Consider the following 15566-nt stretch of genomic DNA (forward strand, 5'->3'; position numbering starts at 1 on the left):
AAAGTTTCTTAAAATAAATCAAACACAAAACAACAAACATTTTTAAAAAATATTAAACAAATATGTTGACAAATGTTTGCTTTGGATTTATTATATAAACATAAAAAAACGTTTTTAAAAAATTATCTAGATAAAAGAAAAATTTTGAGGTGTTAAAATGACAGTTATTCTTGGTTCAGATGCTGCAGGGGAAACTTTAAAAAACATTATTAAAGATTACCTGCTTGAAAATGCTTATGACGTCAAAGACGTTACAGATGTCAAAAAAGATTTTGTTGATAATACGCTTGCGGTTGCAGCAGGTGTCAATGAATCAGATGAAAATCTAGGTATTATGATTGATGCTTATGGTGCAGGTAGCTTTATGACAGCTACAAAAATCAAAGGCATGATCTGTGCAGAAGTTTCAGATGAACGCTCTGCTTATATGACACGTGCTCACAATAATGCGCGCATGATTACCATGGGTTCAGAAATTGTGGGAGTTGGATTAGCTAAAAATATTGTCAAAGGATTTTTGGAAGGTCATTATGATGGTGGTCGTCACCAAATCCGTGTCGATATGTTAAATAAAATGTGCTAGGAGCGAGGAAGATAAAATGAAAATTGCAATTGGATGTGACCATATCGTAACAACAGAAAAAATGGCAGTGTCAGATTTCTTGAAATCAAAAGGTTACGAAGTAATTGACTGTGGGACTTATGACCACACACGTACGCATTACCCAATTTTTGGTAAAAAAGTCGGAGAAGCAGTGACAAGTGGACAAGCAGATTTAGGTGTTTGTATTTGCGGTACAGGTGTTGGCATTAACAACTCTGTTAACAAAGTTCCAGGTATTCGTTCAGCTTTGGTGCGTGACATGACAACTGCTATTTATGCCAAAGAAGAATTGAATGCGAATGTCATTGGTTTTGGTGGTAAAATCACTGGTGAATTGTTGATGTGTGATATTATCGAAGCCTTCATCAAGGCTGAGTACAAACCAACAGCAGAAAATAAAGCTTTAATTGAAAAAATTGCAGCTGTGGAAACAGTTAATGAAGAGCAAAGTTCACCAGATTTCTTTGATGAATTTCTTGAAAAATGGGATCACGGCGAATATCACGACTAGGAGACAATAAGATGATTCTTACCGTAACATTGAATCCATCGATTGACATTTCTTACCCGCTGGATGATTTAAAACTAGATACTGTAAACCGTGTCACTGAGGTTAGAAAAACCGCAGGCGGCAAGGGCTTGAATGTCACTCGAGTGTTATCAGAAATAGGCGACCATGTTACAGCAACTGGGTTTATCGGTGGAAAGTTAGGCGATTTTTTGACAGAGCAATTAGATAAAAGTCAGATTAATCACCGCTTTTTTAAGATTCATGGTGAAACGCGTAATTGCATTGCGATTTTACATGACGGATTGCAAACAGAAATTTTAGAAGCTGGTCCCATGATTGACCCAGATGAGGCAGATGGTTTTCTTAATCATTTTCGTTATCTTTGCCCGTCGTATGATGTCATCACGATTTCAGGAAGTCTTCCAGCTGGTCTTGAGGATAATTACTATCAAAAGATGATTAGTCTAGCAAATTCTCAAGGAAAAAAAGTTGTGCTGGATTGCTCTGGCCAAGCGTTAGAAGCTGTTTTAGCTGGTGCTGACAAACCATTTGTCATCAAACCAAATACCGAAGAGTTGTCTCAACTTGTTGGAAAAACGGTTACGGACGATGTAGCAGAACTAAAAGCAATCTTGCAAGATGACTTGTTTGATGGCATTGATTGGGTAGTTGTATCACTAGGTGGCAAAGGAGCTTTTGCAAAACATGGCAATCATTTTTACCGCGTCACTATTCCCAAAATCAATGTGGTAAATCCGGTCGGTTCAGGGGATTCGACAGTGGCTGGGATTGCTTCAGCAATTACTCACAGCCTTTCAGATAAAGATTTCTTATGCCATGCTAATGTTCTTGGGATGTTAAACGCTCAAGAAAAAATGACTGGGCATGTCAATATGAAACATTACGAAAATTTATTTAAACAAATTCAGGTAGAAGAGGTATAGAAAAAATGGTATTAACACAAGGAAAACGTAACTTACTAGAAAAACTTAGTCGTGAGGGTGTTATTTCTGCTTTGGCATTTGACCAACGTGGGGCATTAAAACGCATGATGGCAAAATATCAAACTGAAGAACCAAGTGTTGCACAAATTGAACAATTGAAAGCCTTGGTTTCTGAAGAATTAACACCATATGCCTCATCTATTCTTCTTGACCCTGAATATGGTTTGCCTGCAAGCAAAGTCAGAGATAGCAATGCAGGATTGTTGCTAGCTTATGAAAAAACAGGCTATGATGCCACAACAACTAGCCGCTTGCCAGATTGTTTGGTAGAATGGTCAGCTAAGCGCCTTAAAGAAGAAGGCGCAGATGCGGTGAAATTCTTGCTTTACTACGATGTCGATGGTGATGAATACATTAATCTTCAAAAACAAGCTTACATCGAACGCATTGGTGATGAATGTAAGGCTGAAGACATGCCATTCTTCCTTGAAATCTTGACTTACGATGAAAACATTTCTGACAATACTAGCGCAGCATTTGCCAAAGTCAAACCACATAAAGTTAATGAAGCTATGAAAGTTTTCTCTGATGAACGCTTTGGTATCGATGTGCTTAAAGTTGAAGTCCCTGTCAATATGAAATATGTTGAAGGTTTTGCGGATGGTGAAGTGGTTTACACAAGAGAAGAAGCAGCACAAGCCTTTAAAGACCAAGAAGCGGCTAGCCATTTGCCATACATCTACCTAAGTGCTGGTGTGTCAGCAAAACTTTTCCAAGAAACGTTGGCATTTGCGGCTGAATCTGGTGCTAATTTCAATGGTGTGCTTTGTGGACGTGCGACATGGGCTGGTTGTGTTCAAATCTATATTGAACAAGGTGAAGCTGCTGCGCGTGAATGGCTTCAAACGCAAGGACGCAAAAATATTGAAGATCTCAATAAAGTGCTTGTGAAGACAGCTAGTCCTTGGACTGAGAAAGTAGTTGAAGTTGCTTTTGCCTAAAGCAATTAGCAAAACTTCTTTGATATACTTTGTTTTTTGATACTGGGAATGTTGATTGTGAGGATGAACATTCCCTTTTTTAGAAAGGGAAGGAAATTATGGTCATCGAATTAAAAAATGATTTCTTGACAGTTCAATTTAAAGAATTTGGGGGAGCTTTGTCTTCTATCAAAGATAAAGATGGCATCGAATATTTGTGGCAAGGAGATCCAAAATATTGGAGTTCACAGGCACCTGTACTCTTTCCGATTTGTGGTAGCTTACGTGATGATGAAGCGATTTATCGTCCAAATGTTCGTCCGCATTTTACAGGAATCATCCCACGTCATGGCTTGGTGCGTAAGAAAAATTTTAGCTATCATCCCATATCAGAAGACAGTGTCGCTTTTAGCATTACACCCGACAGTGATATGTTAGCGAATTATCCTTATGATTTTGAACTTAAAATCATTTATACCTTAATTGAAAAGACTATCAAGGTGACTTATCAAGTGACTAACCGTGAGTCAGAAAAGCGTATGCCGTATTTTATCGGGGGACATCCAGGCTTTAACTGTCCCTTGCTAGATGATGAAGAATACGAAGATTATTATCTTGAATTTGAAAAAGAAGAAACTTGCTCAGTACCAGAAACTTTTCCAGAGACTGGTTTACTTGATGTGACAAAGCGGACGCCATTTTTAAATCACCAAAAAGTGCTAGAGCTAGATTATGCTTTGTTTGCTAAAGATGCGATTACTTTGGATCGTTTGGCTTCGCGTAGCATTTCTTTGAAATCTCATAAACACGATAAAGGATTGCGACTAGACTTTGCTGATTTTCCAAACTTGATTTTATGGTCAACAGCCAACAAGAGTCCTTTTATCGCTTTGGAACCTTGGAGTGGCTTGTCAACATCCTTAGATGAAAGTGATGTTTTAGAAGACAAACGTCAGGTTACTTTTGTGGATAGCAGAAAAACGAGTGAAAAATCCTTTACTATCACTATTTTTTGAAAATGTTTATAAACAAACAAAAAAACTCAAAAAATAAACAAGAAAGGGTTTACAAAACTAAATATGTGTGATATATTATAACCATAGAAATTAAATAGAGTGGATTGTAACTAAGACATTAGGCAAGACCGCAAATAATCTAGACGGAAGAAGTCTAGCTTGTTTGTGGTTTTTTATTTGTCTAAACCACTGGGGAGGGGTAGAATGTTTCGGATTATACAAGCGCTCAACAATAATGTAGCCCTAGTTAAAAATGAACAAGGGCAACAGGCTGTCGTTATGGGACTAGGAATTGTTTTTCACAAGAGAAAAGGTGATTTAATCACACCAGATAAAGTTGAAAAAGTCTTTTCTTTAAAAACTGAGGAATCTAAAGAAAACTTTTTAACGCTCTTGAAAAACATTCCGCTTGATATCTTAACGGTTACTTACAATATGATTGATGAATTGGTGAAAAAGCATCAATTCCCTGTGCAAGAATATTTGTATGTCACGCTTACCGATCACGTTTATTCTGTTTATCAGAAGTTATTAAAAGGGAACTATCAAGAAAGTCATTTGCCAGACATTTCGAAAGAATACGTGACCGAGTTTGAGATGGCAAGAGAAGCTGTTGAGATATTGAGTCAAAAGTTATCAGTAACTTTTCCTGATGACGAAGTTGGGCGCATGGCACTGCATTTCATTAATGCTAAAGGTGACTACGATGTTTCAGCGACGAAAGAAGAGAGCGCTAGAAAACGCGTCTTGGAATTAGTCGAGGATGAATTAGTCAAGAATGGTATCAAGCGTAGTAGTGCTAATGGCAATCTTTACGACCGTTTGATGATTCACCTTACTTATCTAATCAATCGATTACAGACTAATCAGCAAGATGAAACATCTTTGATAAGTATGGAAGAATTTGTTAAAGCAGATTATCCAAAAGCTTATCAAATTGGTCGAGCCATTTACAACTTGATTGAAGAAGAATTGCAGCTGGATTTATCACGCAGTGAACGTGTTTATCTGGTCATACATATTCAACGATTATTAAAATAAGGAGAAAACAATGTACAAATTACCTGATGATTTTATTTTTGGTGGCGCGACAGCAGCATACCAAGTTGAAGGCTCAACAAATGAAGGTGGCAAAGGCCCAGTGGCTTGGGATGATTTCCTAGCAGAACAAGGACGTTTCAGTCCAAATCCAGCCAGCGATTTTTATCACCAATACCCAACAGATATTGAGCTTTGTGAAAAATTTGGTGTTAATGGACTCCGTTTATCGATTGCTTGGAGTCGTATTTTCCCAAATGGTAGAGGTGAGGTTAACCAAGAAGGAGTTGATTTTTACCACAAAGTTTTTGCAGAATGTGAAAAACGTGGTATCACAACTTTCGTAACCCTTCATCATTTTGATACGCCAAAAGTTTTGTTTGATAATGGTGATTTTCTAAACCGTGACACAATTGAGGCATTTGTCGATTACGCTAAATTCTGTTTTGAAGAATTCACAGAAGTTCGTCACTGGAGTACGTTTAATGAAATCTATCCAGTTGCAACGAACCAATATTTGCTTGGTATTTTCCCACCAGGAATCAAATACGACCTTTCAAAAGTTATCCAATGTTTGCACAATATGATGTATGCACATGCGCGTGTGGTTAACTTGTTTAAAGATGGTGGCTACCAAGGTGAAATTGGTGTCGTTCATTCTCTTGAAACAAAATACCCTGCAACTGATAGTGAAGAAGATAAACATGCCGCTTTCCTAGATGATGCGTTATCAATTCGTTTCTTGCTTGATGCAACTTATCTAGGTTATTATTCAAACAAAACAATGAAAGCGCTTAAAGAAATCTGCGCTGCTAACAATGAAAGCTACGAATTTCTTGATAGTGACTTTGAAGAAATGAAAAAAGCTAGTCACCGTAATGACTACCTTGGTATCAATCATTACCAATGTCATTTTGTTAAAGCCTACAATGGTGAAAATGCTATTCATCACAACGGTACAGGTGATAAAGGAACATCAGTTTACAAAGTGAAAGGTATCGGGGAACGTATTTACAAAGAAGGAATTCCAAGAACAGATTGGGACTGGATTATCTATCCTGAAGGTTTGTATGACTTGCTTCTTCGTATCAAAGCAGATTACCCACACTATAATAAAATTTACATTACAGAAAATGGTATGGGTTACAAAGATGAATTTGATGACGGTATCATCATGGACCAACCACGTATCGATTACTTGAAAGTTTACCTGCAATCACTTGCTAAAGCAATCGATGCAGGGGTTAATGTCAAGGGATATTTCCTATGGTCATTGATGGATTGTTTCTCATGGTCAAATGGTTATAATAAACGCTACGGTTTGTTCTATGTGGATTTTGAAACACAAAAACGTTATCCAAAAGCGTCAGCATATTGGTACAAACACATTAGCGATACAAAAATTGTAGAATAGGGGATTTTGAAAATGGATAAAAAAGAATTACAAATGTTAGGTTTTGAAATTGTGGCTTACTCAGGGGATGCAAGAAGTACACTTCTTCAATTGCTAAAAGAAGTGCGTTCTGGCAACTTTGACAATATCGATAAAGCGCTCAAAGACGCTGATGACAATTTGGCAAAAGCCCACAATGCACAAACTGCTCTGTTAGCACAAGAAGCAGGTGGTGAAGATTTGGAACTTGGTTTTATCTTTGTTCACGGTCAAGATCACTTGATGACAACTTTATTGCTACGTGATCTTATTACGGATTTTATTGAATTATATAAAAATCGTTAATTTTTGAAAAAAGAAAGGAAATGAACCAAGGCTTGGCAAAAGTTTAATCTCCTCTCATTTGCTAAGCTTAGGTTTTTGGGGAGTTGTATCATGAACAAACTCATTCAACAAATTGAAAAAGGGAAACCTTTTTTTGAAAAAGTGTCTCGAAACATTTATCTAGGTGCCATTCGTGATGGTTTCCTAGCAGCTATGCCAGCTATTCTCTTTTCTAGTATCTTCATCTTGATTGCATCTATTCCTGATGTTCTTGGTGTCAAATTACCAGAAGACTTTTCAAACTGGCTCTGGAAAATTTACAACTATTCAATGGGTGTGGTTGCCCTTCTTGTTTCATCAACAACAGCACGTTGCTTAGCTGAATCTGTTAACCGTAAGATGCCTGGCAATAAAAAAATCAATGCTGTATCTGTCATGCTTGCTTCAATCGTCAGCTTCTTGATGTTGAGTGCCGATGAAATCGAAGGTGGTCTTGCTACTGGATACATGGGGACAAAAGGTATCCTAGCAGCCTTTGTAGCAGCTTTCATCACTGTTAATGTTTATAAATTCTGTGTGCTTCGTGACATCACCATCAAGATGCCAAAAGAAGTACCTGGTACTATTTCTCAAACATTCCGTGACATTTTCCCATTCTCATTTGCCGTGTTTGCTGCGGTAATTATTGATACAGTTATCCGTCATTTCTTTGGCACATCATTTGCAGAAGCTGTTATCACGCTTCTTCAACCATTGTTCACAGCAGCTGATGGTTACCTTGGAATTGCCATTATCTGGGGAGCTATGGCATTGTTCTGGTTCGTTGGTGTGCATGGTCCATCAATCGTAGAACCAGCCATTGCGGCTATTATCTATGCTAATGTTGAAACTAACCTTCAATTGTTTAAAGCTGGTGAACATGCTTCAAACGTATTGACTGTTGGTCTTGGTAACTTCGTTGGTACTATGGGTGGTACTGGTGCCACACTTGTCGTGCCATTCTTATTCTTACTATTTGCAAAATCAGAACAATTGAAAGCTGTTGGTAAAGCTTCATTTATTCCAGTCAGCTTTGCGGTAAATGAACCTTTGCTTTTTGCAACACCAATCATTCTTAATCCTTACTTCTTTATTCCGTTCCTTTTGGCACCAATTGCCAACGTTTGGATTTTCAAATTCTTCGTTGACGTGCTTAAGATGAACAGCTTTATGTACGTTCTTCCTTGGGCAACACCAGCTCCAATTGGACTTGTTCTTGGTACAGGTGTTAGTCTTCTAGCTATTGTCCTTGTCTTTGTTCTTATCGCTGTTGATGCGATTATCTACTTCCCATTCATCAAAGCTTACGACGCCTCTCTTCTTGAAGAAGAAGCTGCCAATGCTGCGCAAGAAACTGCCGGAGAAAGTGAAGCTCCTGTTAAAACAATCAAAGCTGTAGAAGAAGTTGCTGACGCTAAACCAGCTGTAACAGTCACAACTGATAAACCAATTAACGTCTTGGTCCTTTGTGCTGGTGCTGGTACAAGTGCTATGCTTGCCAACGCTCTTACTGAAGGTGCTGCTGCCACAGGTGCAAATATCACAGCTTCTGCTGGTGCTTATGGCTCACACTATGAAATCATGAAAAACTTCGATATGATTGTCCTTGCTCCACAAGTTAACTCATTCTACGAAGATATCAAGAAAGATACTGATGCCCTTGGTATCAAACTAGCTGCCACAAAAGGTGCTGAATACATTAAATTAACGCGTGACCCAGAAGGTGCTGTAGCCTTCGTAATGTCTTACTTTGCTTAAGAGAACAAAAGCAGGATACGATTATGAAAAAGCTAAAGAAACTGATTTTAGTAAGCGCGGCTGTCCTAGGCTTAACGGCAGGAAATGCCAGCCTAGTCAAAGCCGATGACTTTATCAACGGAGCTGACATTTCCATTCTTGATGAAATGGAAAATAGCGGAGCGGTTTATAAAAGTAATGGAACTCAAAAAGATCCGCTAACCATTTTAAAAGATAATGGTGTCAACTATGTTCGCTTGCGTCTGTGGGTTGACCCTTATGATGCAAATGGCAATCCCTACGGTGCTGGAACGAATGACTTAAACAGAACACTAAAATTAGCGAAACGTGCTAAAAATAAAGGCTTAAAAGTCTTACTTGATTTTCACTACAGTGATTTTTGGGTAGATCCAGGAAAACAAAATCTTCCTAAAACCTGGCAAAATCAATCCTTTGAACAATTAAATTCAAGTGTCTATTCTTACACAGCTGATGTCCTTAATCAGATGAAAGCAAAAGGCTTTTACCCTGATATGGTGCAAATCGGAAACGAATTAAACAGCGGTATGCTATGGCCTTACGGAAAAAGCTGGGGCGGTGATGGAAAAGAATTTACCCGCCTAGCCACTTTCCTAAAATCTGGTGTTCAAGCGGTAAAAGACACCCAAAGCCGTAACACTCCAATCATGCTTCACTTAGCAGACGGCGGTAATCAATCAACTTTCCAATGGTGGTTAGATGAGATTACCAATCAATCCGTTGACTTTGATATTGTCGGTATTTCGTATTACCCTTATTGGCATGGTAGCTTAGCTGACCTTTCAGCCAACATGGATAATATCAGCGAACGCTACAATAAAAAAGTGGTTGTAGTTGAAACAGCTTATGCCAATACTCTTGATAATCTTGACCAAAAAACAAACGCCTTCACAGCAACGGAAGAAGCAGCTGGAGGCTACAAAGCAAGCCAAGATGGTCAATACGAATTTTTGACAGACTTGGTTGATAAGATTAAGGACGTTAAAAATAACAATGGACTAGGTTTCTTCTATTGGGAACCACTCTGGTTTAACGGTAATGTCTCATGGGCCACACAAGCAGGGATGTCATATCTTGGCGTTTCGGATATGACTGGTAACGAATGGGAAAATCAAGCAGTCTTTGATTTCCAAGGAAATGCTTTACGTGGTATCAAAGCCTTTAATTACTCTAATCTAACGAATCTCCTTCAAAACAACAGCTTTGAATGGGACGGTTATACCGAAAGTCCATCAGCTTGGCAGATTTGGAAAAATGGACAAAGCTCAGCTATTAAGACCGAAAGTTATGATAATACGCGTTATAAACTCAGCTTCTGGTCAGATAAAGCTTATGAAAGTTCTATTTACCAAACAGTAGGCAAGCTCAGCTCAGGCACTTATAAATTAAGCATCGATGCTATGGGTGACACAAGTCTTGAAACCGCAGAACTTTATATCAAAAACTACGGTGGCAACGAACAAAAAATCTCTCTCAAAGACTCAAGTACTTGGAAAACCTATACCATTGATAACATTCAAATCACAAACGGACAATGCGAAGTTGGCGTTTACGTCAAATCATCAGCCAACAAATGGCTAAATATCGATAACGTCCGACTAGTGAAAGTTGATTAAAACATTCCTCCCCCAAGAATTCAGTTCTCGGGGGAGATTTTTTGTTTTATTTTTTCAGCGCTTTTCGGTAATTACTTGGGCTTTGTCCGAAATGTTTTTTGAAAGCCTTGCTGAAGGCGAGAGCATCAGGAAAGCCAACGGCGTTTGCGACTTCTGAAATATGAAAAGTGGTGTTGATTAGCAAATCAGCGCTTTTTTCCATGCGGATTTGACCTAGGTAATCTTTGATAGAATAGCCTGTTTCTTCTTTAAAAATCTTGTAAAGGTAGGAACGATTAAGATTGAGTTTTTTTGCAATTTGGCTAACTTTAAGAGTTTTGCTGTATTGGGTGTGGATAATTTTTTTCGTTTGTTTGATATAGTTTTGAATCAAAATATTGCTGTCTGACATGCTTTTACTTGGCAATTCTTCCATAAGAAAAGCTAGAAGTTTATAGAGTTCCGCAATCAGTTGGAGTTCAGTCACATCATCTAGTTTTTGGTCACGAAATTGCGTTAATTTGACGATTTGATCAAGAACTTTAGACTCAAGCGTCGAATGGCAGAAGTAGTGGTCGAGCAGCTGAGTTTTGCTCAAAATATTTTCAGCTTTTGACCCGCTAAAGCCAACCCAGAGATAAGTCCAAGGATGCTCACCATCGGCTTGGTAAAAGGCTACTTTACCTTTTGGGAGAATAAACATATCACCTGTTTTTAGCTGGGTTGTTATCCCGTCAATGGTGAGCTTTCCTTTACCATCTACAATGAAGTGAAGGACATAGTTATCCCTGACAGTTGGGCCAAAAGAGTAGTTTTTAGCACATATTTCAGCGCCGTAATGGTCAACGTTTAAGTCAAAATTGTTGGTATTAAATTCATTATAAGTATTTAGAACGTTCAAAGTATCCCCTCCCTCACAAGCAACATTTTACCATATTTATCTAACATCCTACCATTCATTATAGTGAAAATAGGTGGTAAAATTTTAGTAAATATTAAGGAGGAAGCTCAATGGGGATCAAAATTGAAGGAAATCTATTTTACGTAAATAGTAAAAATATGTCACTGATTATTGAAAATCACGAGGGAGATTTGTTGCTTCGTCATATTGGAGGAAAAATCACAGCTTACCATGGCTCTAATGCTCTTTTTGAAAAAGACCATGCCTTTTCAGGTAATCCAACTCCTGATGATAGAACTTACAGTTTCGATACGCAACGTCAGATTTTGGGGGTACATGGCTTTGGTGATTTTCGCCAGCCATCCATTAGTATTTCACACGACACTAATGACTTAACGCAGTTTAAATTAAAAGATTATCATGTCTTATCAGGAGCTGTTGAGGCAGCAGGGCTACCAAATCCACACAGTACAGAAAATGCTGAAACACTTGCTTTAGTCTTAGAAGATAAGTTGGCTGGTTTGGAGTTGACGCTTTATTACACAGCTTATGCTGAGCGTTCAACAATTTCTAGCTTTGCTAAGATTAGCAATTTATCAGATAAAGCAGTTGTTATCAATCGTACTTTGTCAACCATGCTTGATGTGCCAGCTTCTGATTATGATGTGGTGACTTTGCAAGGAGCTTATGCGCGTGAAAAGACAGTTCGTCGCCATAAGCTTGAACAAGGTATTTTCACTGTCGCTTCAAATCGTGGTGCTTCAGGTCATGCGCACACACCAGCTATGGTGTTATGTGACCACACAGCTACGGAAGATGCTGGTCAAACTTTGGCACTTCAATTGCTTTATAGTGGTAATTTCCAAGCTTTTGTTCAAAAAAATCAATTGAACGAAGTTCGTTTGGGTATCGGAATTAACGATGATAACTTTGCTTGGGAATTGTCAGCGGGCGATAGTTTTGACACACCAGTAGCCATCATGACTTATTCAGCCAAAGGTTTGACACATTTGACTCATGAAAGTCAATTATTTGTCCAAGAACATATCATGCCAAAACAATTTGCTCATGTTGAACGTCCGATTCTCATCAACAACTGGGAAGCGACTTATTTTGATTTCAAAAAAGAGAAATTGCTTGACTTAGCTGATGAAGCTAGCAAGCTTGGTATCGAACTTTTTGTTCTTGATGATGGTTGGTTTGGCAATCGCTTCGATGATAATCGTGCGCTTGGTGACTGGGTTGTCAACGAAGAAAAACTCGGTGGACCTTTGAATGACTTGATTGCTGAAGTGCATGCCAAAGGTTTGAAATTTGGTTTGTGGTTTGAACCAGAAATGATTTCTGTTGATAGTGACCTTTATCGTGCGCATCCAGATTGGGCTATTCAAGCTGAAGGTCGTGGTCATACTTATTCTCGTAATCAATTGGTGCTCAACCTTGCAAATCCTGATGTCGTAGCCTACATCAAGGCAGCTATTGATAAGATTTTGACAGAAAATGCTATTGATTATGTTAAATGGGATTATAACCGTAACATCACAAATATCGGAAATGGTGATACTTACCTTGCGACACAAATGCAGTCACATGCTTATATGCTGGGCTTGTATGATTTGGTGTCTTATCTGACTGAAAAGCACAGTAATGTTCTCTTTGAATCTTGCTCAGGTGGCGGTGGTCGAAATGACCTTGGCATGATGCGTTACTTCCCACAAGTTTGGGCGAGTGATAATACTGATGCCATTTCACGTTTGCCAATTCAATACGGTTCAAGCTACCTTTACCCGACAATTTCTATGGGAGCTCACGTGTCAGCAAGTCCTAATCATCAAATGGGACGCACAACACCGATTGAAACTCGCGGTAATGTTGCCATGATGGGAAATCTTGGCTATGAACTTGATTTGACAAGCTTACCAGAAAGTGACAAAGAAGTGATTGCTGCTCAGGTTGCACACTACAAAGACATTCGACCAGTTGTCCAATTTGGAAAACAATATCGTCTTATTAATCCAGAACAAGGTTCAAATGAAGCGGCGGTTCAATTTGTTTATGAAGATAAGGTTGTTGTGACTTACGTTCGTACTCTCTCAACGATTGAAACAATTGAAACAACACTTAAGCTGAAAGGCTTGGAAGAAGAAGCTCTTTATTGCTTGCAAGGAACAGACCAAGTCTTTTCAGGAGCAGAGCTCATGTACGCGGGCCTCACAGCGATTCTCCCACAAGGTGATTACCTCAGCAAACAATACTATTTCGTGAAACAATAAGGAGGTTTTCCATGAAATGGCCTAAACGATTAATAGTGACTGGAGTGGCAATGTTGACAGCGGCAGCTGCTTTGACATTGACAGCTTGTTCAAAAAACAGTGATTCCTCTAATGATGGCAAGGTAACTATCGAATATTTCAACCAAAAAACAGAAATGGTTGATACGCTAAAAGAAATCATTAAGGATTTTGAAAAAGAAAATCCAAAGATCCATGTCAAAATGACCAGTGTGCCAAGTGCTGGTACTGTTCTAAAAACGCGTATGCTTGCAGGTGATGCTCCGGATGTCATTAACATTTACCCTCAGAACGTTGATTTTAAAGAGTGGGCAAAAGCAGGTTACTTTGAGAATATGACTGGCAAATCATATCTTAAAAACATCAAAAATCATTACGAAAAAAATTATGCTGTCAACGGCAAAATTTATAGCGTCCCGCTATCAGCCAATGTTTCAGGGATTTATTTTAACAAGACAAAATTTGAAGAATTAGGCCTCAAAGTTCCAGAAACGTGGGATGAATTTGAAACACTTGTTAAACAAATCAAAGCTGACGGCGAAACACCGTTTGCGCTTGCTGGTAGTGAAGGTTGGACTTTAAATGGTTATCACCAATTAGCTTATATCAGTGTGACTGGCAGCGGTGATAAGGCAAATGATTATCTTCGTTTTTCTCCTGTTAATTCCATTTCAACAAAGGATAAAGAAGTTAAGGAAGTCTTGACTCGCTTGGATTTGCTTGCTGATAAAGGCAATCAACAAACTAACTGGGAAGGTGCTTCTTACAATGACTCTGTTGTAGCTTTTGCGACTGAAAAAGCTTTAATGTTACCTGGTGGGTCATGGGTATTGGCAGCCATTAAGCAACAAGATCCTAATTTTGAAATCTCAACATTTGCTTTTCCTGGAGAAAAAGCAGGTCAAGAGGTAACTGTTGGTGCAGGAGATTTGGCCTTATCAATCTCATCGAAAACGAAACACAAAAAAGAATGTGAACAGTTCATTTCTTATATGGCTTCAGCTAAAGCAATGCAAAAATATTATGATGTCGATGGCTCACCTGTATCTGTAAATGGTGTGGCTGAAGACGAGAACTCTCCCCTTGCTCCGCTTTATCAATTAGCTTTTACAGATAAGCACTATGTTTGGCTTGGTGAGAATTGGACAAGCGAAGAAGATTTCTTTAGCTTGACAGCAAATTATCTTTTGAATCAAGATGCTAATCAATACGTTAGTGAAATGAATGCCTTTTTCAACCCAATGAAAGCTGACGTAGATAAATAGGAGGAAAGTAGGATGCGAAAATTTTTAAATAAGTATTGGGGATGGACGTTCTTGATTGTTCCCTTGATTTTACAAGCAATTTTCTTCTATTTTCCAATGATTCAAGGAGCTTTTTATAGCTTTACGAACTGGACAGGCTTGACTTACAATTTTGATTTTGTAGGGATTAACAATTATAAAATCTTGCTAACAGATACCAAATTCTTTAAAGCTCTTGGTTTTACCTTGATGTTAACCATTGCTTTAATTGCAGGAGAAATTGTTATTGGTATTATTGTAGCGCGTGCTTTGAATGCTAAAATAAAAGGTCAAACGTTCTTTAGAGCTTGGTTCTTTTTCCCAGCGGTTTTGTCAGGGTTGACAGTGTCTTTGATTTTCAAGCAAGTCTTTAACTACGGTTTGCCTGCTATTGGTGAAGCTTTAAACATTGAATTCTTGAAAACGAGTCTTCTAGGAACAACTGGTGGTGCCGTTTTTGCAGCTATCTTTGTCATGCTTTGGCAAGGTGTGGCAATGCCGATTATTCTTTTCCTTTCAGGTCTTCAAACTATTCCAAGTGAAATCACAGAAGCAGCAGCCATTGATGGAGCTACTAGCAAACAGACTTTCTGGAATATTGAATTGCCTTATTTGTTGCCAAGTATCTCTATGGTCTTTATTATGGCGCTTAAAGCAGGTCTGACAGCATTTGACCAAATCTTTGCCTTGACTGGTGGTGGACCAAGTAACTCAACAACTTCAATTGGGCTTTTGGTTTACAATTACGCCTTTTCAAGTAACCAATATGGCTACGCTAACGCTATTGCCTTGATTCTCTTTGCTATCATTGTTTTGGTATCAATGCTGCAATTGAAATTATCAAGTCGTTTTGAAGTATAGATGGAGTAAG

The 15566-nt window shown here is 38.5% G+C and carries 14 protein-coding genes; 13 read left to right on the forward strand and 1 reads right to left on the reverse strand.

The annotated features are described in order from the left end of the window. The first annotated feature begins 157 nt into the window (after window positions 1–157). The 10 genes from lacA (at window position 158) to SFC32_RS03965 (ending at window position 10241) form a co-directional block, all read left to right on the forward strand. Window positions 158–583, forward strand: a complete 426-nt coding sequence (lacA, locus tag SFC32_RS03920; RefSeq protein WP_074869869.1) for a galactose-6-phosphate isomerase subunit LacA — start codon at window positions 158–160, stop codon at window positions 581–583. Between the two features lie 16 nt (window positions 584–599). Then, window positions 600–1115, forward strand: a complete 516-nt coding sequence (gene lacB / locus SFC32_RS03925) for a galactose-6-phosphate isomerase subunit LacB (RefSeq protein WP_411049560.1) — start codon at window positions 600–602, stop codon at window positions 1113–1115. Window positions 1116–1126: 11 nt separating this feature from the next. Then, window positions 1127–2059, forward strand: a complete 933-nt coding sequence (locus SFC32_RS03930) for a tagatose-6-phosphate kinase (RefSeq protein ID WP_411049559.1) — start codon at window positions 1127–1129, stop codon at window positions 2057–2059. A 5-nt stretch (window positions 2060–2064) separates the two neighbouring features. Next, window positions 2065–3060 (forward strand): tagatose-bisphosphate aldolase, encoded by a 996-nt coding sequence (lacD, locus tag SFC32_RS03935; protein ID WP_074965331.1) that lies wholly within the window; start codon window positions 2065–2067, stop codon window positions 3058–3060. A gap of 98 nt (window positions 3061–3158) precedes the next feature. After that, a complete protein-coding gene (locus SFC32_RS03940; RefSeq protein ID WP_411049558.1) occupies window positions 3159–4055 on the forward strand; it encodes an aldose 1-epimerase family protein in 897 nt (298 codons plus the stop codon). Window positions 4056–4259: 204 nt separating this feature from the next. Further along, the gene (locus SFC32_RS03945) at window positions 4260–5096 is read left to right on the forward strand and encodes a PRD domain-containing protein (protein ID WP_411049557.1); all 837 of its coding nucleotides are present in this window, start codon (window positions 4260–4262) and stop codon (window positions 5094–5096) included. Between the two features lie 10 nt (window positions 5097–5106). Next, window positions 5107–6507 (forward strand): 6-phospho-beta-galactosidase, encoded by a 1401-nt coding sequence (gene lacG / locus SFC32_RS03950; protein WP_411049556.1) that lies wholly within the window; start codon window positions 5107–5109, stop codon window positions 6505–6507. A 12-nt stretch (window positions 6508–6519) separates the two neighbouring features. Next, entirely contained in the window at window positions 6520–6831 is a 312-nt protein-coding gene (locus SFC32_RS03955; RefSeq protein ID WP_411049555.1) for a PTS lactose/cellobiose transporter subunit IIA, read from the forward strand. Window positions 6832–6921: 90 nt separating this feature from the next. Continuing rightward, the gene (locus SFC32_RS03960) at window positions 6922–8607 is read left to right on the forward strand and encodes a PTS lactose transporter subunit IIBC (protein WP_411049554.1); all 1686 of its coding nucleotides are present in this window, start codon (window positions 6922–6924) and stop codon (window positions 8605–8607) included. Between the two features lie 23 nt (window positions 8608–8630). Continuing rightward, entirely contained in the window at window positions 8631–10241 is a 1611-nt protein-coding gene (locus tag SFC32_RS03965; protein ID WP_411049553.1) for an arabinogalactan endo-beta-1,4-galactanase, read from the forward strand. Window positions 10242–10287: 46 nt separating this feature from the next. Here the strand turns inward: SFC32_RS03965 and SFC32_RS03970 are convergent, their stop codons facing one another. Next, window positions 10288–11121 carry an AraC family transcriptional regulator gene (locus SFC32_RS03970; RefSeq protein ID WP_411049552.1) on the reverse strand — a complete coding sequence of 278 codons (834 nt, stop codon included), beginning with the start codon at window positions 11119–11121 and terminating at the stop codon, window positions 10288–10290. Between the two features lie 110 nt (window positions 11122–11231). Between SFC32_RS03970 and SFC32_RS03975 the strand changes: the two genes are divergently transcribed. Genes SFC32_RS03975 through SFC32_RS03985 form a run of 3 tightly spaced genes read left to right on the forward strand, consistent with a single transcriptional unit; the run spans window position 11232 to window position 15556 of the window. Then, the gene (locus tag SFC32_RS03975; protein WP_411049551.1) at window positions 11232–13394 is read left to right on the forward strand and encodes an alpha-galactosidase; all 2163 of its coding nucleotides are present in this window, start codon (window positions 11232–11234) and stop codon (window positions 13392–13394) included. 11 nt (window positions 13395–13405) lie between these two features. Continuing rightward, the gene (locus SFC32_RS03980; RefSeq protein WP_411049550.1) at window positions 13406–14677 is read left to right on the forward strand and encodes an extracellular solute-binding protein; all 1272 of its coding nucleotides are present in this window, start codon (window positions 13406–13408) and stop codon (window positions 14675–14677) included. Window positions 14678–14689: 12 nt separating this feature from the next. Beyond that, window positions 14690–15556, forward strand: coding sequence for a carbohydrate ABC transporter permease (locus SFC32_RS03985; RefSeq protein WP_411049549.1), 867 nt, complete (start codon window positions 14690–14692; stop codon window positions 15554–15556). Window positions 15557–15566 lie beyond the last annotated feature (10 nt).

Origin of the sequence: Streptococcus sp. TATVAM-FAB8, assembly GCF_046592795.1 — a bacterium.
GTDB lineage: Bacteria > Bacillota > Bacilli > Lactobacillales > Streptococcaceae > Streptococcus > Streptococcus ruminicola.

What these genes read in the sequence shown, in the direction of transcription:
- SFC32_RS03980 (WP_411049550.1), top strand. Translation starts at nt 13,406, where the DNA reads ATGAAATGGCCTAAACGATTAATAGTGACTGGAGTGGCAATGTTGACA.
- lacG (WP_411049556.1), top strand. Translation starts at nt 5,107, where the DNA reads ATGTACAAATTACCTGATGATTTTATTTTTGGTGGCGCGACAGCAGCA.
- SFC32_RS03955 (WP_411049555.1), top strand. Translation starts at nt 6,520, where the DNA reads ATGGATAAAAAAGAATTACAAATGTTAGGTTTTGAAATTGTGGCTTAC.
- lacD (WP_074965331.1), top strand. Translation starts at nt 2,065, where the DNA reads ATGGTATTAACACAAGGAAAACGTAACTTACTAGAAAAACTTAGTCGT.
- SFC32_RS03940 (WP_411049558.1), top strand. Translation starts at nt 3,159, where the DNA reads ATGGTCATCGAATTAAAAAATGATTTCTTGACAGTTCAATTTAAAGAA.
- lacB (WP_411049560.1), top strand. Translation starts at nt 600, where the DNA reads ATGAAAATTGCAATTGGATGTGACCATATCGTAACAACAGAAAAAATG.
- SFC32_RS03930 (WP_411049559.1), top strand. Translation starts at nt 1,127, where the DNA reads ATGATTCTTACCGTAACATTGAATCCATCGATTGACATTTCTTACCCG.
- lacA (WP_074869869.1), top strand. Translation starts at nt 158, where the DNA reads ATGACAGTTATTCTTGGTTCAGATGCTGCAGGGGAAACTTTAAAAAAC.
- SFC32_RS03975 (WP_411049551.1), top strand. Translation starts at nt 11,232, where the DNA reads ATGGGGATCAAAATTGAAGGAAATCTATTTTACGTAAATAGTAAAAAT.
- SFC32_RS03965 (WP_411049553.1), top strand. Translation starts at nt 8,631, where the DNA reads ATGAAAAAGCTAAAGAAACTGATTTTAGTAAGCGCGGCTGTCCTAGGC.
- SFC32_RS03945 (WP_411049557.1), top strand. Translation starts at nt 4,260, where the DNA reads ATGTTTCGGATTATACAAGCGCTCAACAATAATGTAGCCCTAGTTAAA.
- SFC32_RS03960 (WP_411049554.1), top strand. Translation starts at nt 6,922, where the DNA reads ATGAACAAACTCATTCAACAAATTGAAAAAGGGAAACCTTTTTTTGAA.
- SFC32_RS03985 (WP_411049549.1), top strand. Translation starts at nt 14,690, where the DNA reads ATGCGAAAATTTTTAAATAAGTATTGGGGATGGACGTTCTTGATTGTT.